Annotated in this window: 22 protein-coding genes; 6 read left to right on the forward strand and 16 right to left on the reverse strand. The window is 72.8% G+C overall.

Translation table 11 applies throughout. The features are described from left to right. Window positions 1-85 precede the first annotated feature (85 nt). Complete coding sequence (locus tag ACIQH8_RS15690) at window positions 86-733, reverse strand: DUF1349 domain-containing protein (protein WP_401000353.1); 648 nt, start codon at window positions 731-733, stop codon at window positions 86-88. Window positions 734-759: 26 nt separating this feature from the next. Next, window positions 760-1,575 carry an oxidoreductase gene (locus tag ACIQH8_RS15695; RefSeq protein WP_401000355.1) on the reverse strand — a complete coding sequence of 272 codons (816 nt, stop codon included), beginning with the start codon at window positions 1,573-1,575 and terminating at the stop codon, window positions 760-762. Between the two features lie 96 nt (window positions 1,576-1,671). Between ACIQH8_RS15695 and ACIQH8_RS15700 the strand changes: the two genes are divergently transcribed. Further along, window positions 1,672-2,244 (forward strand): TetR family transcriptional regulator, encoded by a 573-nt coding sequence (locus ACIQH8_RS15700; protein ID WP_401000357.1) that lies wholly within the window; start codon window positions 1,672-1,674, stop codon window positions 2,242-2,244. 40 nt (window positions 2,245-2,284) lie between these two features. Here the strand turns inward: ACIQH8_RS15700 and ACIQH8_RS15705 are convergent, their stop codons facing one another. The 9 genes from ACIQH8_RS15705 to ACIQH8_RS15745 form a co-directional block, all read right to left on the reverse strand. After that, window positions 2,285-2,638, reverse strand: coding sequence for a DUF2834 domain-containing protein (locus ACIQH8_RS15705; RefSeq protein WP_401000359.1), 354 nt, complete (start codon window positions 2,636-2,638; stop codon window positions 2,285-2,287). Window positions 2,639-2,736: 98 nt separating this feature from the next. Further along, window positions 2,737-3,387: a hypothetical protein gene (locus ACIQH8_RS15710; protein ID WP_401000361.1), complete on the reverse strand. Its 651-nt coding sequence runs from the start codon at window positions 3,385-3,387 to the stop codon at window positions 2,737-2,739. A gap of 102 nt (window positions 3,388-3,489) precedes the next feature. Beyond that, on the reverse strand, window positions 3,490-4,383 hold the full coding sequence (locus tag ACIQH8_RS15715) for a carbohydrate ABC transporter permease (RefSeq protein ID WP_401000363.1): 894 nt from the start codon (window positions 4,381-4,383) through the stop codon (window positions 3,490-3,492). Next, entirely contained in the window at window positions 4,380-5,363 is a 984-nt protein-coding gene (locus tag ACIQH8_RS15720; RefSeq protein WP_401000365.1) for a carbohydrate ABC transporter permease, read from the reverse strand. Before ACIQH8_RS15720 ends, ACIQH8_RS15715 begins: the two co-directional genes overlap by 4 nt. Before the next feature lie 208 nt (window positions 5,364-5,571). Next, a complete protein-coding gene (locus ACIQH8_RS15725) occupies window positions 5,572-6,933 on the reverse strand; it encodes an extracellular solute-binding protein (RefSeq protein WP_401000367.1) in 1,362 nt (453 codons plus the stop codon). A gap of 25 nt (window positions 6,934-6,958) precedes the next feature. Beyond that, window positions 6,959-8,731 carry a glycoside hydrolase family 13 protein gene (locus ACIQH8_RS15730; RefSeq protein ID WP_401000369.1) on the reverse strand — a complete coding sequence of 591 codons (1,773 nt, stop codon included), beginning with the start codon at window positions 8,729-8,731 and terminating at the stop codon, window positions 6,959-6,961. Between the two features lie 227 nt (window positions 8,732-8,958). Beyond that, window positions 8,959-9,966, reverse strand: coding sequence for a LacI family DNA-binding transcriptional regulator (locus ACIQH8_RS15735; RefSeq protein ID WP_401000371.1), 1,008 nt, complete (start codon window positions 9,964-9,966; stop codon window positions 8,959-8,961). Between the two features lie 42 nt (window positions 9,967-10,008). Then, window positions 10,009-10,938, reverse strand: a complete 930-nt coding sequence (locus ACIQH8_RS15740; protein WP_401000373.1) for an NAD(P)-dependent oxidoreductase — start codon at window positions 10,936-10,938, stop codon at window positions 10,009-10,011. A 108-nt stretch (window positions 10,939-11,046) separates the two neighbouring features. Then, complete coding sequence (locus ACIQH8_RS15745; protein WP_401000375.1) at window positions 11,047-12,024, reverse strand: EamA family transporter; 978 nt, start codon at window positions 12,022-12,024, stop codon at window positions 11,047-11,049. A gap of 87 nt (window positions 12,025-12,111) precedes the next feature. Between ACIQH8_RS15745 and ACIQH8_RS15750 the strand changes: the two genes are divergently transcribed. Further along, entirely contained in the window at window positions 12,112-12,459 is a 348-nt protein-coding gene (locus ACIQH8_RS15750; RefSeq protein ID WP_401000377.1) for a hypothetical protein, read from the forward strand. Between the two features lie 69 nt (window positions 12,460-12,528). On the opposite strand, the gene ACIQH8_RS15755 is transcribed toward ACIQH8_RS15750, so the two are convergent. Further along, window positions 12,529-14,073, reverse strand: coding sequence for an FAD-dependent monooxygenase (locus ACIQH8_RS15755; RefSeq protein ID WP_401000379.1), 1,545 nt, complete (start codon window positions 14,071-14,073; stop codon window positions 12,529-12,531). A gap of 76 nt (window positions 14,074-14,149) precedes the next feature. On the opposite strand from ACIQH8_RS15755, the gene ACIQH8_RS15760 reads away from it, so the two are divergent. Beyond that, window positions 14,150-14,725 (forward strand): RBBP9/YdeN family alpha/beta hydrolase, encoded by a 576-nt coding sequence (locus tag ACIQH8_RS15760; protein ID WP_401000381.1) that lies wholly within the window; start codon window positions 14,150-14,152, stop codon window positions 14,723-14,725. Here ACIQH8_RS15760 and ACIQH8_RS15765 read toward each other — a convergent pair. Continuing rightward, window positions 14,625-15,539: a DNA/RNA non-specific endonuclease gene (locus ACIQH8_RS15765; RefSeq protein ID WP_401000383.1), complete on the reverse strand. Its 915-nt coding sequence runs from the start codon at window positions 15,537-15,539 to the stop codon at window positions 14,625-14,627. The two genes, ACIQH8_RS15760 and ACIQH8_RS15765, sit on opposite strands and share 101 nt — an antisense overlap. 132 nt (window positions 15,540-15,671) lie before the next feature. Between ACIQH8_RS15765 and ACIQH8_RS15770 the strand changes: the two genes are divergently transcribed. Beyond that, complete coding sequence (locus ACIQH8_RS15770) at window positions 15,672-17,231, forward strand: molybdopterin-dependent oxidoreductase (protein ID WP_401000385.1); 1,560 nt, start codon at window positions 15,672-15,674, stop codon at window positions 17,229-17,231. A 77-nt stretch (window positions 17,232-17,308) separates the two neighbouring features. Next, the gene (locus ACIQH8_RS15775; protein WP_401000387.1) at window positions 17,309-17,527 is read left to right on the forward strand and encodes a hypothetical protein; all 219 of its coding nucleotides are present in this window, start codon (window positions 17,309-17,311) and stop codon (window positions 17,525-17,527) included. 15 nt (window positions 17,528-17,542) lie between these two features. On the opposite strand, the gene ACIQH8_RS15780 is transcribed toward ACIQH8_RS15775, so the two are convergent. After that, on the reverse strand, window positions 17,543-18,532 hold the full coding sequence (locus ACIQH8_RS15780; RefSeq protein ID WP_401000389.1) for an acetylxylan esterase: 990 nt from the start codon (window positions 18,530-18,532) through the stop codon (window positions 17,543-17,545). A 121-nt stretch (window positions 18,533-18,653) separates the two neighbouring features. Between ACIQH8_RS15780 and ACIQH8_RS15785 the strand changes: the two genes are divergently transcribed. After that, a complete protein-coding gene (locus tag ACIQH8_RS15785; RefSeq protein WP_401000390.1) occupies window positions 18,654-19,526 on the forward strand; it encodes a carbohydrate kinase family protein in 873 nt (290 codons plus the stop codon). 42 nt (window positions 19,527-19,568) lie between these two features. Here ACIQH8_RS15785 and ACIQH8_RS15790 read toward each other — a convergent pair whose 3' ends face one another. Together ACIQH8_RS15790 and ACIQH8_RS15795 are read right to left on the reverse strand one after the other, a co-directional pair. Next, a complete protein-coding gene (locus ACIQH8_RS15790; protein WP_401000391.1) occupies window positions 19,569-19,991 on the reverse strand; it encodes a pyridoxamine 5'-phosphate oxidase family protein in 423 nt (140 codons plus the stop codon). A 62-nt stretch (window positions 19,992-20,053) separates the two neighbouring features. After that, entirely contained in the window at window positions 20,054-21,481 is a 1,428-nt protein-coding gene (locus tag ACIQH8_RS15795; RefSeq protein WP_401000393.1) for an MBL fold metallo-hydrolase RNA specificity domain-containing protein, read from the reverse strand. Window positions 21,482-21,484 lie beyond the last annotated feature (3 nt).

Below are 21,484 nucleotides of genomic sequence, written 5' to 3' on the forward strand. Positions count from 1 at the left end.
GGCGCGGGCTCCGCCCGATGGGACCCTGGTCCCGTTCGTCTCAGCGGCCGATCGGAGTCGGTGCGCCGACCGGGCGCCGGGCCGGTCAGGCCGTCGGCGGATCCTCGTGCAGGTCGACGTCGGCGGGTACGAGGGCCCACCCGGTGAATCGTACGGCCAGGCCCGCCCGCGTCGGCGCGCAGACCATCGGCCCGGCGGTCGCCGCATCCGCATCGAACGGTGCGACGCGGATGGTGCGCCACGGCCCGTCGCCGGCTCGAGCGCGAAGCGTGACCGCGTCGCCGTCGACGCCCGACCGGCTCGCCCGGATCGTGACCACCGCGCCCGCCCACTCGGGCACCGGCGCGAGCGACCAGTCGGACACCCGGTTCGTGACGACCGCGCCGACGTGCAGCACGCCGTCGTTGACCTCGAGTCCGGCCTTGACCCAGAGCTCGTCGCCGCCGCGCAGGAACAGGCCGGCCTGGTCGTAGAGCCCCGTCAGGGCCGAGGTGTCGACCTCGACCTCGACTGCGGCATCCGAGGGCCATGGGGCGAGCAGCGCGTGGCCGTCGTCGTGAACGAACCCGTAGTGGGTGGTGCGCCAGAAGTCGCTGCCCTCTGCCGCTTCGACGACGATGCCGTCGCCGTCGGCGGTGACGTCGACGGGCTCCCGGGTCCAGATCCCGGCATCCCAGGGAGCGGCGGGCATGGCGGGCTCGGTCTCGGCCTGGGCGGCGACGTCGTCGGTCATGCCGCCAACGCTAACCCCGGACGGCGTCACCGCGCAGCGGCCGCGAGCAGCCGGTCGAATCCGCGGTCGCCGAGCATCCGGCGCGCCGCGATGAGCGGCTTGGCGAGGCGCCCGACGGCGTACCGCGTGCGGGGCCGGCGGGCCGAGACCGCCTTCGCGACCGTCTCTGCGATGACCGTCGGCGAACTGCCCCCAGCGGCGTAGTTGCGCTCCGTCGAGACGACGACGGTGCGCGCGAGCGCCGCGTACGCCCCGGTGCCGCTGCGCTCGAGCACGGGCTCGGCCATCACGCCGGCCCACTCGGTGGCGATGATGCCCGGCTGGACGATCACGACGTCGATGCCGAACGGCGCCACCTCGAAGCGCAGCGCGTCGGACCACGCCTCGAGTGCGTGCTTCGTGGCGTGGTAGTAAGCGCCGAGCGGCGTGTAGATCTCGCCGCCCATCGACGAGATGTTGACGATGCGGCCCGACTGCTGCGCCCGCATGTGCGGCAGCACGAGTTGGGTGAGACGCGCGACGCCGAAGAAGTTGACGTCGAACTGGTAGCGGGCATCGGCCATCGCCGTGTCCTCCACGGCGCCGTAGAGCCCGAATCCGGCGTTGTTGACGAGTACGTCGATCCGCCCGGTCTCGGCGATCAGGCGGTCGACCGCGGCCACCACGTCGTCGTCGACGGTGACGTCCATCGCGATGACGCGGATGCCGGACGCCTCGAGGTCGCGCATCCGGTCGACGCGGCGCGCGGCGCCGTAGACCGTATAGCCGTCGGCGGCGAGGCGCAGGGCGATCTCCCGGCCCATGCCCGACGAGGCGCCGGTGACGAGAGCGGTCTTGGCCATGATGGATCCTCCACGTAAGTAACTGCTTGCTTACTTCATACCGTAGGCGGCCTCGGCTAGTATGTCAACACCTACTTACTTAGCCTCGGAGGACGCATGGCCAGGGACGCCGCGCAGACCCGTCGCCGGATCCTCGACGCAGCGCTCGCGGAGTTCGCGGAGGGCGGCTTCGCCGGGGCGCGCGTCGCGGGCATCGCGGACGCCGCGGCGGCCAACCAGCGCATGATCTACGCCTACTTCGGCAGCAAGGAGGGGCTGTACGACGCGGTCGCCGACGAGGTGATCGAGCGTGTCCACGCCGAGGTGCCGTTCACGCCCGAGGATCTGCCCGGCTACGCCGTGGCGCTCTTCGACTACGCGGTCGGCCACCCCGACGTCGCCCGATTCCAGTCTCGGCGCACGCTCGAGGCGCTCGAGCCCACCGCACGCGAACTCGAGCTCTACGGCGAGAAGCTCGAGCTGATGCGCGACGCGCAGGAGTCGGGCGGCCTCGCCGCGCAGGACCCGCCCGCGGAGCTCCTCGTCCGCGTCACGGGCGCCGTCGCGGCGTGGATCCAGGCGCCGCCCGGCCTCCGGCCCTCGCTCGTCGACACCGACCTCCGCGAGCGCGTCCGGCACGACGTCGAGGCGCTCGTCGCGCCGGCCTCCATCACGGCCGGCCGCGGCTGACGGGTGGTCCAGTTCTCCCTTTCTCCGTGCTCGCATCCCGTCATTCGTCGACGCCGCTCCCCTCGGCGCGCAGCGCAGCGAGCCGCCGCTCCCGCATCGCGAGCCACAGCGGGAACGTGAACGCGAACGCGGTCAGCGCCGAGCCGACGATGTAGGCCCACGCGAACCGCATCCCGATCCGGCGCGACTCGACGACGATCAGCACGCTGCCCGCCACCGCGACGACGAGCAGGTCGGTCGTGATCGACGACACCGCCGGTCCGCTCGTGACCAGGTCGCCGATGAAGTCGTTCCGCTCGGCGATCGCGATGGCGTTGTACGTCCAGGTGCCGACGAGGCCGGCGACCGCGACCACGAGGTAGACGACGGCGAGCGGGGTCCAGTGACGGGTCATGCGCCCAGTGTGCCGGTCGGTCCGGCTCGAGCGACGGATGCCGCGGGCGCGCCCGTCGCGACGCGACGCGCAGGCCCGTGCCGGGCCGTGCCGGCGGGTCAGTACTCCGGGATCGCCTCGACGGCGCGCTGCGCCTCGAGTCGGGCGAGGTCGCGCATGAGGTCGTCGCCCACGACCTCCATGCGCTCGGCGCGGTGCTCGGCGTAGTCGGGCTCCTCGTCGTAGCGCGGCCAGCGGCGGTCGAGTTCCTGCTCGATCGCAGCGCCGAGATCCTGCCACGCGGCGTCGCGCGCCCGCTCGACGAACGCCGCGACGTACGCGTCATCCGACCGCTTCGTCCAGAGCTGCTTCGCGACCGACGCGTAGACCTTCTCGCGGCGACGCAGGTTCAGCAGGTCGTCGCGGTGGTAGTCGTGCTGGTGCTGCGAGCGGCCCTCGCGCGTGCCGGCGGCCGCGCGCTCCTCGGCGACGTGCTCGGCGGCCTCGTCGGCCTCCTGCACGAGTTCGTACAGCACCGCCCGCGCCTCGGTGGCCGCGTGCTCGTCGGAGAACGGCTCGTCGGTGCGGAGGGCGTGCACGATGAGACGGTTCTTCAGCGCCATCCGCCCCGCCGACTCGGCCATCATCAGGCCCTCCTCGAGCATCTCGTCGAAGGAGGCCGTGCGCGCCTCGGGCAGGCGGGAACGGTCGAACGGCGCCATCTTGACCCGGCGACGCTCACGCCGCCACGGCCACGGGAATCCCCCCATCCGCACCTCCTCGCGTCGCCCCCTCCGAGGGTACCGAGATCGAGGTGAACGGATGCCGCGAGCTCGCGCCGCGCGGACCGCAATCTCGACGATCCGACGGTGTCAGCCCTTGACCGCGCCGCCGAGCCCGGCCCCGCGCAGGAACAGCCGCTGGAACAGCAGGAACAGCACCACGGGGATCAGCGTCGAGATCGCGAGCGCCGCGAGGAACACGTCGAGCTCGGTCTGCGACTGCACGGCGGGCAGGCGCACCGACAGCGGCTGCACCGCCGGGTCGGGCAGCACGAGCAGCGGCCAGAGGAAGTCCTTCCACGCCGCGATGACCGCGAACACCGACACCACGCCGAGGATGGGCTTCGACATCGGAAGCACGATCGACCAGAACACCCGGAACGGCCCCGCGCCATCCGTCTTCGCCGCCTCGAACACCTCGCGCGGCAGGCCGTCGAAGAAGCGCTTGACGAGCAGGATGTTGAACGCGTTCGCCGCGGCGGGCAGCCACACCGCCCAGTACGTGTTGAGCAGCGACGTGCCGATCACGGGCGGGTGCAGGATCGTGAGGTAGAGCGGCACGAGCAGCACGACGGCCGGGATGAACAGGGTCGCGAGCACGAGCGCGTTGAGGATCGGCGCGTACTTCGGCCGCAGCACCGACAGCGCGTACCCGGCGGTCGTGGCGATGAGCAGCTGGAAGAACCAGGAGCCCGCGGCGACCCAGATCGTGTTGAGGAAGTACTGGTCGATGTGGATGTCGTTCCACGCGGTCGACAGGTTCGCCCAGTCGATGCCGTTCGGCCAGAGCGCGAACGGCTGGCTCAGCGTGTCCTGCGTCGGCGTGACGGCGGCCTTCGCGAGCCACAGCAGCGGGCCGAGGCCGGCGACGACGAGGCCGACGAACAGGAATCCGTGCACGAACGTCATCGAGGCGCGCACGCTGGTGCGGCGGCGGTCGGCGCGCGAGAGCACGCCGCGGTCGACGTCTGGTGCGGCGGTCAATTCGTGCTCCAACGTTCCGTGAGCTTGAAGTACGCGAAGCTGAGGAGGGCGAGGAAGACCGCGAGCATGAGGCTTAGCGCGGTCGCCTCGCCGTACGCGCCGCCGAGGCTGTTCTGGAACGCGTACCGGTAGATGAGCAGCAGGATGGTCAGCGTCGCGTTGTTCGGCCCGCCGCCCGTGAAGAGGAACGGTTCGAGGAACACCTGGCTCGTCGCGATGACCTGCAGGATCAGCATGATGAAGAGCACCCCGCGCAGCTGCGGCAGCGTGACGTGCCAGATCTTCCGCCAGATGCCGGCGCCGTCGACCTCGGCCGCGTCGTAGAGCTCGGGCGGCACGGCGATGAGCGCGGCGAGGTAGATGATGATCGCGCCGCCGGCGGCGGCCCACGTCGCCTCGAGCACGAGCGAGGGCATCACGGTCGCGGACGACTGCAGCCACGGCTGCGGCGGGATGCCGACCCAGCCCAGGATCGTGTTGAACACGCCGTCCGGGCTCGCGTTGTAGAACACCTTCCACAGCAGCACCGCGACGACGGGCGGGATCACGACCGGCAGGTACGCGAGCGCGCTGTACAGGCCCTTGCCTCTCCGCACCTCGCTCATCATGACGGCGAGGAGCAGCGGCAGCGGGAAGCCGAAGAGCAGCGCGAGCACCGCGAAGTACAGCGTGTTCACGACGGCGGTGCCGAGGTTCGGGTCGGAGAGCACGCGCACGAAGTTGTCGAGGCCGACGAACACCGGCGGCGAGACGAGGTTCGTCCTCTGGAAGCTCATGGCGACCGCCTGCACGATCGGCCCCCAGCTGAAGACGGCGAAGACGACGAGCATCGGGGCGACGAAGGCGAGGTTCGACAGGCCGCCGCCCCGCAGCCAGGTCATCGGCGTGCGGCGGCGCTTCCGGCGGGCGGGCGTCACGTGCGGCGGGGGCGTGCCGGGGTCGGGCTCGGCCGCGACGTCCGGCTCTCGCGTCATCGTCATCGGTGCTCCTGGGTCGGGTGCGTGGTCGGAAGTCCGGTGGTCGAGTGGGCCGCCAGGCCCCCGGTGATCGAGTAGGCCGCCTGCGGCCGTATCGAGATCGCGCGATGAGGTCTCGATACGCTCCTGCGTCGCTACTCGACCACCGGGAGGGTCAGCTCGACCACCGGGAGGGTCGGCTCCGCCGCTACTCGACCACCGGGGCGCGGGGCTACTGGTCGAGCAGTGCCTGCGCGTCGACGTCGACCTGCTGCAGCAGCGCGTCGATGTCGGCGTTCTCATCGGTGAGGACGGCCTGCACGAGGTTGTCCATGAGCGCGTAGATCGGCTGGGTCTGGCCCTTGAACTCGCCGATCGGCGTCTGCTCGAAGATGCCCTCGGTGAAGCCCGCCATCTGGTCGAGCGGCACGTTGACGTACGGCTCGATCCAGGTGAGCGACTCCTCGTAGGTCGCCTGGTCGAGGACGGGCAGCACCGGCGTGCCCACGGCCTGGCCCGCGTCGGAGAGCGCCTTCGCGTCGGCGACCGCCGCGTCCTCGTCGAGCAGCTTCTGCATGTAGTACCAGTCAATCCATGCGACGGCGGCCGCCTTCGTCTCCTCGTCGAGGTTCGGCGGCATCACGGCGATGTCGCCGCCGCCGAGCACGCCGCCGCCGTTCTCCGTCGGGATGACCGTGAGGCCGTAGTCGTCGGGGGCCATGCCGAAGTCGCGCACGAGCGCGGTGTAGACGTCCGAGCCCGAGGTGTACATGCCGAGGTTGCCGGCGGCGAACTCCTGGTTGATGGTGCCCCAGTCGTAGTCGAAGGTCGCGCCCATCGAGTCGTCCTCCCAGCGGAGGTCGTGGAGGTACTCGAGCGTCGCCTTCGTGGCCTCGTTGTCGATCGTCGATGTGTAGGTGCCGTCGTCGTTCGCCTCCTGCAGCGTTGCGCCGCGCGAGTCGGCCTGCACCGAGAGCTGCCAGCCGCCCGTGTTGCCGGTCGCCATGGTCGCGTACCCCGCCTTGCCGGTCGCCTCGGAGATCTGCTTCGCCGCGTCGCGGACCTCGTCCCACGTCGTCGGCGGGCTGTCCGGGTCGAGCCCCGCCTCCTCGAAGAGCGCGCGGTTGTAGTGCAGGCCGTTGGCGTACGCCTGGCGCGGGAACCCGAAGACCCGGCCGTCGGCGTCGGTGACCTCCTCGAGGATGATCGGGTTGAACTTGTCGGCGTAGCCGAGTTCCTCGATCTCGTCGGTGACGTCGGCGAGCTGGCCGTTCTCGAGCAGCGTCTTCGAGTCGGTGAACGGCACGGTGAACACGTCGGGCAGGCTGCCGCCGGCGAGCTGGGCCGCGAAGGTCGGGGCCGTCCACTCGTACTCGACGCCGACGATGTCGATGTCGGGGTTCGCCTCCTCGAACTGCGCCTCCTGCTCGGCGAACGCGTCGTAGGCCGCCTGGTCGGCGCCCGGCGGGAAGGTCGCGACGCGGAGCTCGAGCTTGCCGTCCTCCGAGCCGCCGGCGGACGTGCAGCCGGCCAGGGCGCCCGCGACCGCCAGCGCGGTGACGCCCGCGATCGCGATCCTGCGTGATGACTTCATTGTCGTGGTCCTTTCGGTGCTGTGTTCAGGTGGTGATGCGGAGGTGGGTGCGTTCCGCGGCGCGCCGCGGGCTCTCCGTCCCGGTCCGCACGCGGAGCCAGGCCGTCGAGTCGGGTGCGAGCAGGCCGCCGGCGAGCGGGGCGCTCGCGAGCAGGATCCGCTCGTGATCGGGGAGCTCGACCGCCTCGCGGCCGAGGTTGGTCACCGAGACGAGGTCGTCGCCCCGGCGGAAGCCCAGCACGTCGGGCCCGAGGTCGAGCCACGCCATGGGCCCGTCGCCGAAGCCGGCCTCGCGACGGCGGATGCGCAGCGCGTCGCGGTACAGCCGGAGCATCGAACCGGCGTCCGCCTCCTGCACCTGCACGCTGAGCGCGGCCCACTCGGCAGGCTGCGGAAGCCAGGGCGCGGCGGCGGCGCCGTCGGGGCTGAAGCCGAAGGGCGACGCGGTCCCGCGCCACGGCAGCGGCACGCGGCATCCGTCGCGCCCCGGGTCGACGCCGCCCGAGCGGAAGTGCATCGGGTCCTCGAGCACCTCGCGCGGCAGGTCGACCTCGGGCAGGCCGAGCTCGTCGCCCTGGTAGAGGTAGAGCGAACCGGGCAGGGCCGCGGTGAGCAGGGCGGCCGCGCGGGCGCGACGCGTGCCGAGTTCGAGGTCGGTCGGCGTGCCGAAGCGCTTGCGAGCGAACGCGAAGCCCGAGTCCTCGCGGCCGTAGCGCGTCACCGGCCGGGTCACGTCGTGGTTCGAGAGCACCCACGTGCTCGGCGCCCCGACCGGCGCGTGCGCGTCGAGCATGAGGTCGATCGATTCGCGCAGCTCGGCGGCGTCCCACGGGCGGGCCATGAAGTCGAAGTTGAACGCGGTGTGCATCTCGTCCGGTCGGAGGTAGGCCGCGAAGCGGGCGGCATCCGGCACCCAGACCTCGCCCACGAGCACGCGCGTGCCCTCGTACGAGTCGGCGATGCGCCGCCAGGCGCGGTAGACGTCGTGCACCTCGTCGCGGTCCTCGGTGGGGTGCGCACCGGGCGCGACGACCTCTGGGACCTCGGGCAGCTCCGGGTCCTTGATGAGCAGGCCGGCCGAGTCGATGCGCACGCCGGCGACGCCGCGGTCGAACCAGAACCGCAGGATGTCCTCGTGCTCGGCGCGAACGTCGGGGTGGTTCCAGTTGAGGTCGGGCTGCTCGGGCGCGAACAGGTGCAGGTACCACTCCCCCGGCGTGCCGTCGGGGTTCGTCGTGCGGGTCCACGTGCCGCCCTGGAAGTTCGAGACCCAACCCGTCGGCGGTTCGTCGCCGTTCGGCCCCTTGCCCGGGCGGAACCAGAACCGCTCGCGCTCGGGGCTGCCGGGACCGGCGGCGAGCGCCGCGCGGAACCACGGGTGCTCGTGCGAGACGTGGTTCGGGACGATGTCGATGATGGTGCGGATGCCGCGATCGAGTGCCGCGGCGATGAGCTCCTCCGCGTCGGCCAGCGTGCCGAAGGCCGGGTGGATGTCGCGGTAGTCGGCGACGTCGTAGCCCCCGTCGGCGAGCGGGCTCGGGTACCAGGGGTTGAACCAGAGCGCGTCGACGCCGAGCTCCTGGAGGTGGTCGAGGTGGGCGAGGACGCCGCGCAGGTCGCCGGTGCCGTCGCCGTCGGAGTCCGCGAAGCTGCGCACGTACACCTGGTAGATCACCGCGCTCCGCCACCACAGCGGGTCGGCCGTGAGCGTCGCGTGGGTCGTCGTCGCCGGGCCGGCGGCGGCTGCCGCGGGTGCGCCGACGGATGCTGCGGCGGCCTCGGTGAGGTGCGTGGTCACGGCGGTCGTGCTCCTGTCGTCGGCGATCGGCGCGCCGAGTCGGGAGGACCACGGCGTCGATGCCCGTCAACGTAATGAGAGCAACAGGATGATGCAACTTTTCAACATCGAGACAAAACTTTGCGACGACTTGCGCGACATTGCGGGAACGGCTTGCGAAACCGGGTCGGCGGCGGTTCGAGGGCGCGCCCGATCGCGCTCCCGTCGAGCTCAGGAACCCGCGGTCGTCAGCGCGGGGCGGGCGCGGTCGACGCGCGCACCACGAGCTCGGGCGCGAAGAACACCTCGTCGCCCGTGACACCGTCGCTCGACATCTGCCGCATGAGCAGCTCGATGATCATCTTGCCCATCGACTCGATCGGCTGGCGCACCGTCGTGAGGGGCGGATCCGTGCAGTTCATGAGCGCCGAGTCGTCGTAGCCGATGACCGAGACGTCCTCGGGCACGCGGAGGCCCGCACGTCGCACGGCGCGCACCGCCCCGAGCGCCATGGGGTCGCTCGCGCACACGATGCCCGTGACGCCGGTGGCGAGCAGCTTCGCCGCCGCGGTCTGCCCGGACTCGAGCGAGTACAGCGAGTGCACCACGCGCTCGTCGGGAAGGTCGACGCCGTGCCGCTCGGCCATGGCGAGCGCCGCGGCGTGCTTTCGCTGCGAGGGCACGTGATCGCCCGGCCCCAGGAGGATGCCGATGCGCTCGTGCCCGAGCTGGAGCAGGTGCCCGAACGCCTGCTCCATCGAGGCGGCGTCGTCGCAGGAGACGGTCGAGAAGCCGAGCCCGTCGACCGGCGCGCTCACGAGCACGGTCGGCAGCTTGAGTTCGCGGAGCCGGTCGTAGTGCTCATGGTTCGCGTCGGCCTGCGTGTAGGCGCCGCCCGTGAAGATCACGCCCGAGACCTGCTGGTGCAGGAGCAGTTCGACGTAGTCGGACTCGGAGACCCCGCCCGCCGTCTGGATGCAGAGCACGGGCGTGAAGCCGTTCTGGGCGAGACCACCGCCGATGACCTCGGCGAGCGCGGGGAAGATCGGGTTCTGCAGCTCGGGCATCATGAGGCCCACGAGTCGCGCGCGCTCGCCGCGCAGCTTCGTCGGCCGCTCGTAGCCGAGCACATCGAGCGCGGTGAGCACCGCATCGCGCGTCGACGCGGAGACGCCGGGCTTGCCGTTCAGCACGCGACTGACCGTCGCCTCGCTCACGCCGACCTTGCGCGCGACGTCCGCCAGTCTCCTCGACACGGCGGCAATGCTACGCGAGTGCCTGCAAGAACTCGACAGGATTCAGTCGCCGGGGTCGAACCCCGGCGTGCGGCCGTCGCGACCCACGTACTTGACGACGAGGCTGCAGTCGAGGTCGCCGTGGCCCTCGTCGATCAGGCGGGTGAACCGCTCCATCGCGAGCCGCCCGGCGGCGAGGTCGAGGCCGGCCGCCTCGCCCGCCTCGAGCGCGTACGACAGGTCCTTCTCGGCGAGGCGCGTCGTGAAGGTCGCCTCGAAGTTGCGGTTCGCCGGGCTCGTCGGCACGACCCCGGGGACCGGGTACCAGGTGCGCAGCGGCCACGAGTCGCCCGACGAGACGGTCGCGATGTCGTGGAAGATCGTCGGGTCGAGCCCGAGCGCCTCGGCGAGCCGAGCCCCCTCCGACGACGCCTGCAGCGTGATGAAGAGCATCAGGTTGTTCGCGAGCTTCGCCGCGATGCCCGCGGTCGGTCCGCCGACGACGAACACGTGACCGGCCATCGGCCGCACCAACCCGGCCGCCTCGCCGGTGGCGGCCTCCTCGCCGCCGAGCATGAAGGTCAGCGAGCCGGCGTGGGCGCCGGCGATCCCGCCCGACACCGGCGCATCGACGAACCGGATGCCGCGTGCCTCCGCGGCATCGTGACACGCACGCGAGGTAGCGACGTCCACGGTCGACGTGTCGAGCACGAGGGCGTCGTGCCGAACGACGTCGAACACCCCGACCCGGCCGCCCGCTCCCCCGATGAGGACCTCGCGCGAGTGCTCGGACCTCGGCAGCGAGGTGAAGACGGCTTCGACGTCGCGCGCCGCCGACGCGGCATCCGTCACCACCCGCACACCCGTGGCGGCCGCTCGTTCGGCCATGCCCGCATCGACGTCGAAGCCCACGACCTCGTGCCCCGCCTCGACCAGGTGCGCCGCCATCGGCCCGCCCATGTGCCCGAGCCCGATCCACCCGATCACGGCCATCGCGTCCTCCTCGACGTCGCGCACGGCCCCGTCGCCGCACCCGCTCCCACGCTACGACGCGGCGCGCCCCCGCGCACGGGTCGCTCGTCCCGCGCCGGCCCACGTGGCTCAGGGGATCGTCTGCGCCGTCACCTCGAGGTCGGAGACCGGGCGCTCGCGCTGCGTCGCGAGCGCCACCGCCGCGGCTCCGCACACCACGACGATCGCGATCGCCTCGACCACCGTGAACGACTCGCCGAGCACGAGCACGCCGAAGATCGCCGCGATGACCGGGCCGAAGCTCGTGATGATCGCGTAGAGGCGCGGCGTGATGCGCCGGAGGATGTACGTGTCGAGGCTGTATGGCAGCGCCGAACTGAGCACGCCGACCCCGAGCAGCAGCCCCGCGACGCGCCAGTCCACGACGGACGCGTCGAACGTCCAGAGCGCGACGGGCAGCAGCAGCACGAGACTCACGAGGCTGGCGACCGTGAGGCCCTCGAGCCCGGGCAGCCGCGTCGCCACGCGACGGGTGAGCAGGATGTACGCGGCCCAGCTCGCCGCGGCGGCGAGCGCCAGGATCACGCCGACCGGGTCGACGCCGGCGCCCGCCGACGACGCCGCGGCCGCGGCATCCGCCCCGCCCCGGCCGATGCCCGGCGCGATCAGCAGGTAGACGCCCGCGCCGGCCGCGATCGCGCACGCCACGTCGAGCACGCGCCGCGAGGTGAACAGGGCGATCGAGAGCGGCCCGAGGAACTCGATCGTCGCCGCGATGCCGAGGCCGAGTCGGTCGATCGACATGTAGAACGTGACGTTCATGACGGCCAGCACGACGCCGAGCGCGAGCGCCGGGCGCAGGCGACCCCAGGTGAGCTCGGCGCGCCTCGGACGATAGAACGGCAGGACCGCCGCGGCCATCACGAGCTGGCGCACCGCGACGACGACGAATGCGCCGACGACGGGGATGACGAGTCCGGCGAGCGACGAGCCGAAGTTGATCGACACCTCCGTGCCGAGCTGGGTCGCCGCCCCTGCGAACCGGCGGCGCCGGAGGGTGGCGTCGGTGTGGGCGGGAAGCGACCCCGGATCGGTCTCGTGCGGCACGCAACGACGATACGCGGTGCGCGACTCGCCCCAGAACCTGTCGGCCACCCGCGGCGCGCTGCGGTTGGCTGTGGTCAGGGGTGCACGATGACGAAGCCATTCGGAAGCCTGACCGACGACGAGGTGCAGCACGCGGGGCGAGTGGAGTTGCGCCGGGTCGTGGTGACCGACGACGTCGAGTCGTGGGACCTGCTGCTCTTCACGGCCGGGGCCATCGAGCCGATCGCGGTCGACGCGTTCAGCCTCGACGAGCTGAACCGCATCAACCCGCCGTCGTCGCGAGACCTCGCCGACGGCGTCGCGAAGGTGGTGCTCGGATGCCACGGCCTGCGCCGCACCGAACCGTGGACGATGTCGCGCGACGCGACGACCTGGTCGGCGCGCGTCGCGCCGGTGCCGGTCGCCGCATCGGAGGAGGCGCCGACCGGCGGCTGACGCCCGGGTCGCGACATGGGTCGCGGCGCGGGTCGGGCGGGCGCCGGCCTTCGGCGCCCGCCCGAGAGCTCACCCGTCCAGCTGTTCGACGAAGCTCGCCGGCACGGCGCCGCGCCGTGCGCGCCGGCCCGCCGCGACGCTCGCCTCGGCCGCCACGAATCCGTCGGGGCGAACGAGGTACAGCCGGTCGGATCGCAGCCGCCCCGCCGCGGGCGGGAACACGTGGTGCTCGAGGCCGAGCGACTCGGCGACGCCGCGCACGAGCTCCGCGGGCGCCCCGTAGCCGTGCACCTGCCACCGGAACGAGCGCAGCGCGTCGAAGTTCGACGGGTCGCCCCCGGTGTAGGGCAGCCGCTTGCCGACGATGTCGTCGCGCACCTGCGAACGCGATGGGCGGCGGGGCGACATCCGGTACCTGATGCGGATCTGCGAGATGAGGCCGAAGATCCGCTCGCCCCCGAGGATGCGGGGCAGCACCGGCGCGAGCACCCGACCGACGGTCGGGATCATACGTCCGCGGATGGTGTGCGCGAGGCGCGACTCCGACGTCACGTTCGAGAAGAGCCGATCCGTGGTCGAGACGAGCTTCAGCGCGACCGGGCGTCGCTCCGCCTCGTACCGGTCGAGACGGGCAGGCGGCATGCCGCCGACCAGGACGTCGCCGAGCGCGTTCGCGAGGTTGTGCGCGTCTTGGAGCCCCGTGTTCATTCCCTGCCCGCCGACCGGCGAGTGGATGTGCGCCGCGTCGCCGATGAGGAAGCAGCGCCCGTCGCGGAATCTCGCCGCCACCCGGTGGTGCAGCCGGTAGGTCGCGAACCAGGTCGACGCGCGATATCCGACCGTGAAGCCTCGCGCGAGGCGCGAGCGGAGGAGCTTCTCGGACAGCTCGTCGGCGCCCTCGAGTTCGGTGTCGCGCACGACGCCGAGGATGCGGTGGTGCCCCTCGCCGCCCATCGGGAACGTGAGCAGCAGGTCGTCGGGCGCGAATCGCACGTTGACCCAGCCCTCGACGAGGCCGCTCGCACCGACCGCGTCCGCCACGAAGAACGTGTGCTGGTTCGTGACACCCTCGAACGGGATGCCGTGCAGCTCGCGCACGGCCGAGTGCGCCCCGTCGGCGCCGATGATGTGTCGTGCCTCGACGACGACGCTGCCGCCCGGATGCTCGAGCGTCGCCGACACGAGCGAGGACTGCGACCGCAACCCCACGAGACGGTGACGCCAGCGGACCTCGTGCCCCGACTCGGCGAGCGCGTCGACGAGCAGGCGCTCGTTGCGGCTCTGCTCGAAGATCGTGAGATCGGGGAACGGCGTGACGCCCTCCCCGAACCGGCGGAGCGGGATCCGTCCGAGCTCGCGGTGCCGGAAGCAGAGGACGGCGCCCTTCGCGTCCGCGCGACCGGCGAGCACCCGGTCGGCGAGACCGAGCTGGTCGTAGAGCTCCATCGAACGCGCCTGCACGAGCAGGGCGCGCGATTCATGCGTCGGACCGTCCTTGCCGTCGACCACGAGGGCGTCGACGCCCCGGCGGGCCAGCACCACCGCGGCCATGAGCCCGCTCGGCCCCGCGCCCACGACGAGCACGTCGGTGCGGAGGATCTCGGGTTCCGCCATGGCCCCAGCCTGTCACCGCGCGACGGATGACGGAATGCGTCGACGCGGCGCGGCACGGGATGCGATGCTGGGCGCCGTGACCCACCCCCTCGTCATCGTCCCCGGCATCGCCGGCTCCGGTCCGGAGCACTGGCAGTCGCGTTGGGAGGCCGCGCTGCCGCGCGCGGTCCGGATCGCTCCGAGGTCATGGGACGCGCCGGACCTGGCCGACTGGGTCGCCGCGATCGATCGTGCGGTGGCCGCGAGCGCAGCCCCGCCGGTGCTCGTCGCGCACAGCCTCGGCTGCCTCGCCGTCGCGCACTGGGCGGCCGAGGCGGATGCCGCGTCCACGCGCATCTCGGGCGCCTTCCTCGTCGCCCCGCCAGACCCCGCCGGCGCGGCGTTCCCCGCGGCGGCGGTCACGGGCGGCTTCACGCTCCCGGTCGCACCGCTCGGCATCGCCGTGACGGTGCTCGCCTCGTCGGACGACCCGTACGCGGAGCTCTCCTGGAGTGCGGCGACCGCAGCGGCCTGGGGCGCCGGCTTCATCGACCTCGGCCCCCGCGGGCACGTCAATGCCGAGAGCGGCCTCGGGGAGTGGCCCGAGGGGCTGCAGCTGCTCGAGGATGCCGCGACGACGGCGCGCCGAGCCGCAGGTCCTCCGGCTGCGTGACCTCGCGCGGGCCGGCGGCGGCGAGCGCCTGGGGCAGCCGGTCGGCGGCGACGATCGCGGGCATCTCGAGCCCGGTGATCGCGGCGATGTCGGCCACCGCCACCTGGAACGTGCGGAACGGCCCGAGGTCGGGCACCTCGGTGGCGCCCGCGGCGACCCGGGCGCGCTCGCGCGCGGCGATGCCCACCCGGCTCCGGAACGGGTCGTCGAGGTCGACGACAGGCGACTGGTCGAGCAGGAACCCCGCTGACGCGAGCTCGTCGCCGGACCGCCACGCGACGACCTTCACGAACCGCAGCGGCACCCGGATGCCGCGGTACGGCGGATCGTCGGCGGCCAGCACGGGCGCGGTGAAGACGCTGAGCCGCTGCCGATGGACGCGCGCGAATTCGAGCACGTGGTCCTCCAGCCCGTTCCACAGTTCGAGCGACTGGTTGAACTCGGCCTGCTGCGGCGCCGCGTTCGGGTAGCGGAACGTCTCGGCGTTCGCCCGGACGGCGACCTCGGGCGGCCCCCACACGGGGTCGCGGCGCCTGACGAGGTGCCCTCGGTCGAGGTCGTTCCGCGCGTAGACCTCGGGCCCGGCCTGCCAGTCCTCCGGGATGCGCGCGTCGTACCGCCAGTCGTCGCCCCGCTCGACCTCGACGAGCGCACCGCCGTCGACGTTGACACCCGTGATGCGCGCGAACCGCCTGCGGGTGTCGAGCACGATCGTGAAGTGCAGGTAGTCGAGGGCGACGGATGCCCCGGCCTCCGCCTCGGGCACCGCCGGCATCGGCGCTTCGACCCCCAGGAACTGCGCATCGAACCCCATGCGCCCAGCCCATCACGCGCCGCCGACACCGACCGCGGACTCGGCCGGATCGGATCTCGGCCGAACCGGATCGCCGTGCGCACCGAACCACCGTGCAGCGGGCTCCGAGATCCCCGCGGGCACGGAGGGACCATGACCCCGACCGGGACCACACATCGTTCCCGCCTCCGGTTCGCCGCATGGGCCGCGATCGCGGGCGTGGTGTCGGGCGCCGCGTTCCTCGCGGTGGCGGAACTCGTCGCACTGCTCGTGGCACGCGAGGCGAGTCCCGTGCTCGCGGTGGGCGCGTTCGTCATCGACGTGGTCCCCCAACCGCTGAAGGAGTTCGCGATCGCGACCTTCGGCGAGGCCGACAAGTCGGTGCTGCTCGGCGGCCTCGGGCTCGCGGTGATCGTCGCGAGCGCGGCGGCCGGGGTCCTGCAGCTCGTCCGCCCTCCGCTCGGGCTCGTCGCCGTCGGCATCGCGGGCGCGGCATCCCTCGCGGCGATCACCACGCGCGCCGGCGCGACCGACTGGGCGTGGGGTCCCCCGGTCGCCGGCACGGTCGCCGGGATCCTCGTGCTGCAGGGCGCCATCGCGCGGCTCCGGTCATGGCGCGCCGATCGCTCGGGTGCCGAGCCGGGCCTCGACCGACGGCGTTTCCTGGCGTTGACCGGCATCGCCGCGGCATCCGCGGTGGTCGTGGGCGTCGGCGCGCGCATCGCGGTCGCGGCGTCCTCCTCGATCGCGGCGATCCGCGACGCGCTCCGCCTGCCGCCGCCCCGCTCGACCGTGGCACTGCCCGCGGGCGCCGAGCTCGACGTGCCGGGCCTCAGCCCGCTGATCACCCCGAACGCCGACTTCTACCGGGTCGACACCGCCCTGACGGTACCGGAGGTCGACCCCGCGGCCTGGCGCCTCGTCGTCGACGGGCGGGTCGGGCGACGCGTGGAGCTGACCTTCGACGAGCTCGTCGCGATGGGGCTCGACGAGTACGCCGTGACGCTCACCTGCGTCTCGAACGAGGTCGGCGGCGACCTCGTCGGCACGGCGATCTGGCTCGGCGTGCCCGTGCGCGACGTGCTCGCCCTCGCCGGTCCGGAGCGCGGCGCCGACATGGTGCTCTCGCGGAGCGTCGACGGGTTCACCGCCTCCACCCCGCTCGCCGCGCTCACCGCGGCCGATCGCGACGCGATCCTCGCGGTGGGCATGAACGGCGAGCCGCTGCCGCTCGAGCACGGGTTCCCGGTGCGGATGGTCGTGCCGGGCCTCTACGGCTACGTCTCCGCGACGAAGTGGCTCGCCGAGCTGACGGTCACGACGTTCGCCGACGACGAGGCCTACTGGACCCCGCGCGGCTACAGCGCCGAGGCGCCGATCAAGCTCTCCTCCCGCATCGACACTCCGAAGCCCGGTCGCCCCGTGCCCGCCGGGCCGACGATGCTCGCCGGCGTGGCGTGGGCGCAGACGGTCGGCATCGAGCGCGTCGAGGTGCGCATCGACGACGGCGACTGGCAGCCGGCGCGGCTCTCGACGCCGCTGAACGCCGACACGTGGGTGCAGTGGGCGCTCGAGTGGGATGCCGCGCCCGGCACCCACTACGCGACCGTGCGCGCGATCGACCGCGACGGGCGCCTCCAGGTGGAGGAGCGTGCGCCGATCGCGCCCGACGGCTCGACGGGCTGGCAGCGCACGCTGATCACGGTGACGTGAGCTGTCAATGCCTCGACGGACGTCGCGCCCGCGACGAGCATCGGAGAGGCGGCCCGCACGCCGCCGGAGGAGGGACCATGGCCGAGACACCGGACACCCAGGATGAGCCGATCGAGGACGGCGCGGCCGACGCGAGCCGCGCCGACCGTATCGCCGGAATCCTCGAGCAGGTGCGGAGCGACGTGCGCCTCGGACACGCGCGCGACGAGGAGGCGGAACTGCGCCGTCGACTGACGGACGCCGGGATCACCGCATCCGACGACGAGATCGAACGGTACGTCGCGCGCGAGCTCTGAATCGCGCCGAAGACCTCATCGCGTCGCCGATCCCGGCGACCGCAGCATCCCGGCGAGCCACGCGGCCTGCCGCTCCCAGTGCACGCCCTGCCCGCCCTCGTGCTCGTTGAACGCGTACTCCACGACCTCGGCGCCCGCCGCGTGGTGGTTCGCCGCGGCGTAGACCGTCGACGGCGGGCAGACCGGGTCCATGAGCGCGACCGAGACGAGCGCGGGCGCGCTCGCTCGCTTGGCGAAGTTCACGCCGTCGAAGTACGAGAGCGTGCGGAACACGTTCGGCGCGGCATCCCGGTGGATCGACAGGTACCGCACGATCTCGTTGTACGGATCGCGGTCGGTGAGCCCGACCGACCGCTCGAAGCAGCAGAGGAAGGGCACGTCGGGCATCGCGCCCACGAGTCCCTCGACGAGCCCGGCGGCGGCGAGCGCGATGCCGCCGCCCTGCGAACCGCCGGTGACGGCGACCCGCGTCTCGTCGACCGCGTCGAGCGAGCGCACCGCATCGACGGCGAGCACCGCATCGGTGAACACGCGACGGTAGTAGTACTCGGCGGGGTCGTGGATGCCCCGCGTCATGAACCCCGGGAACGACGGCCCGGTGCCGTGCGGGTCGGGCGTGCCCCCGCCCGTCCCCCACGCGCTGCCCTGGCCGCGCGTGTCCATGAAGAAGTGCGCGTAGCCGGATGCCGCCCACTGCAGCCGCTCGTGCGGAAGGCCCCGCCCGCCGCCGTAGCCGTTGTACTCGACGACCGCGGGCAGCGGCCCCGAGGCATCCGTCGGCACGAGGAACCAGCCCTTGACCGGGTCGCCCGCGTACCCGGAGAACTCGACGTCGTAGACCTCGACGAGCGCGAGCGGCGAGTCGACTCGGGTCAGCCGCGGCGGTCGCGCGGCCCCGCGCGAGGCCGCGAGCGTGTCCGCCCAGAACGCATCGAAGTCGTCGGGCTCGGCCACCTCCGGACGGAAGACGCGCAGGTCCGCGGCAGGCAGGTCGAAGAAGGGCATGCTTGGCTCCTCGCGGGTGGCGGCCGGGGTGGTCGTCAGCGTAGCGGGGGCGGCGCGGCGCCGCCGATCGCGACAGGATGGGACCGATGCCGCGATCCGCGCGGCCGGACGGGAGCAGCGCGTGAGCGGCAGGGTCGTGGTCTCCGGGCCGGCGTCGTGGAACCGGATGGTGCAGGTCGAGCACCTGCCCGAGCCCGTGCCGCACATGCAGTTCGCGTCGGGCGACCACGAGACGGTCGGCGGCACGTCGGCCGGCAAGGCGCTCGGGCTCGCGGCATTCGGGCGGCCGGTGACGCTGTTCACGCTCATCGGGTCGGATGCCGACGGCGAGCGCCTGCGCGGCATCCTCGAGCGCGTCCACGGACTCGACCTCGACGTCGTCGACGGCGGCCGCACCGAGCGGCACCTCAACCTCATGACGCCACTCGGCGAGCGCGTGTCGATCTACCTCTCGACGCCCGACGACCGCGCCGCGCCCGCCGACGGGCGACTGACCGCCGCGATGGAGGACGCCGCCGCGATCGTGCTCGACCTCTCGGAGCGGTCGCGCCGGATGATCCCCGACGCCCGCGCCGCCGGCCGGCCGATCTGGACCGACCTGCACGACTACGACGGCGAGGCCGCGTTCCACCGCCCGTTCCTCGAGGCCGCCGACGCGGTGTTCCTCAACGCCGACCGGTTGGGCGGCGACCCGCTCCCGTTCCTGCGGCACGTGGTCGACGAGGGTGCCCGTCTCGCGGTGTGCACGCTCGGCGCCGAGGGCGCGGTGGCGCTCGCGAGCGAGCACGGCCGCGTGACGGAGCACCGGGTCGACGCGGTGCCCGTCGAGGTGCTCGACGCCAACGGCGCGGGCGACGCGTTCATGTCGGGCGTGCTGCACGCGATGCTCGACGGGGCCGGCGTCGACGCGGCGCTCGAGGTCGGCGCGCAGCACGCGGCATCCGTCCTGGTCACCCGTCACCTGCACCCGACGCTCGACGCGCTCGTCGGCTGAGGCACGACGGATGCCGCGGCATCCGCTCGGCCCGGGGACCCGTCAGCGCTGGAACTCGCGCCCGCGCACGTCGGTGGGCCGGATGCGCACCCAGCGGTCCTTCTCCTCGGGCGCCCACGGGTGCACGCCGAGGGTCTCGGCGTGCTCGATCTCGCTCTGCCGCTCGAGCTGGCGCGCCTCGCCCTTGACGACGACGCTGAACGCGTCGGCGTCGGTGTAGCCGTCGACCTCGAACGCGACGTTCGAGTGGATCGTCAGTTCGAGCAGCTTCGTGCCGGCCGCCGTGCGGAAGACGAGCGCCGGCGCGTCGGGGCCGTCGCGGTCGACCATGTGGTTGACGGGGAAGATGTCGACCTCGCCCGCGGCGAAGACCGCGATGCGGCCGAACGCCGCCGCCTCGATGCGCTTCCAGCACTCCTCCTCGCTGAGCTGCTGCGTGGGGGGCCGGTCGTCCTGTCCGTCCATCGGGGTTCCTTTCTCCGTGCGTCGTGCGTGCCAGTGAGCGGATGTCTCGGGCGAGTCCGTCGTCAGATCGATGCGTCGATCGCCGCGACCGGGTCGGGCGGCGGTGCCGGCCGCGCGAGTCCGGGCTCGAGCGGGGCGACCTGGTCGTGGTCGGGCACGCGGGCGCGCCATCCCAGCTCGTGCCTGATGCGCGCACGCAGCGTGTCGGCCGCGTGCGCCTCGCCGTGCACGACCCAGGTCGTGCCCGGCGCGTCGGGTGCGGTCCGCATCCAGCCGAGGAGCTGGTCGGCATCGGCGTGCGCCGACATCGACTCGATCGTCACCACCTCGGCACGGATCGGGAGGTCCCGTCCGAAGAGCCGCAGGGTGCGTTCACCGGCCTGGAGGGCCGCGCCGCGCGTGCCGCCGGCCTGGAAGCCGGTCAGCACGATTGCGTTGTGCGGATCCGACCCGTAGGCCTCGAGGTGGTGCAGGATCCGTCCGCCCGTCAGCATGCCGCTCGCGGAGATGATGACGAGGGGGCCGCCGCGGAGGTTCAGCAGCTTGGAGTCGTCGACCGACGTGACGCGCCGGGCGAGGCCGTACATGCGTCGCAGTTCGTCGGGCCCGAGGCGGTGCTCCTCAGGGTGCCGTTCGTAGATCTCGGCGGCGTCGACGGCCATCGGGCTGTTGAGGTAGATCGGCACGTCGGGCAGTTCGCCGCGGTCCGCGAGGCGCGAGAGGTGCAGCAGCACGCTCTCGGTGCGGCCGATCGCGAACGCGGGGATGAGCACCACGCCGCCGCGTCGCGTCACGCGACGGATGACGTCGCCGAGCTGCCGCTCGGGATCGTCGTCGGCGTGCGTCCGGTCGCCGTACGTCGACTCGACGACGAGCGCATCGCAGGATCCGAGCGGCTCGGGCGGCCGCATGAGCGGGTCGTCGGGGCGCCCGAGGTCGCCGGTGAAGTGCGCCGTGGCGCCGTCGACGTCGAGTCGCACCTGCGCCGCCCCGAGGATGTGTCCCGCGTGCACGAGCCGCGCCTCGATGCCCGGCGCGACCGAGCGCGGCTCGTGGAAGTCGAGCGGTTCGAAGCGCGGCATCGTCCGCCGCGCGTCCTCCGACGTGTAGAGCGGGCGGGGGTCGGCATGCTTCGACCAGTGCCGGGACGCCGCGTGGCGGGCCTCCTCCTCCATGAGGTAGGCGCTGTCGGCGAGCAGGATCTCGGCGAGCTCGATCGTGCCGGGCGTGGCGTGGATGCGGCCGGCGAAGCCGTCGCGCACGAGCGCCGGCAGGTACCCGGAGTGGTCGAGGTGCGCGTGCGTCAGCACCACCGCGTCGATCGACGCGGGCTCCACCGGGAACGCCTGCCGGTTCCGCGCTCGGAGCACCTTGTAGCCCTGGAACAGGCCGCAGTCCACGAGCACGCGCGCCCCGTCGCACTCGACCAGGTGGCGCGACCCGGTGACGGTGTCCGCTGCACCGAGGAACCGGATGCTCCGGGCGCCCACGGT

Origin of the sequence: Agromyces sp. GXQ0307, from assembly GCF_044769845.1 — a bacterium.
Lineage (GTDB): Bacteria > Actinomycetota > Actinomycetes > Actinomycetales > Microbacteriaceae > Agromyces.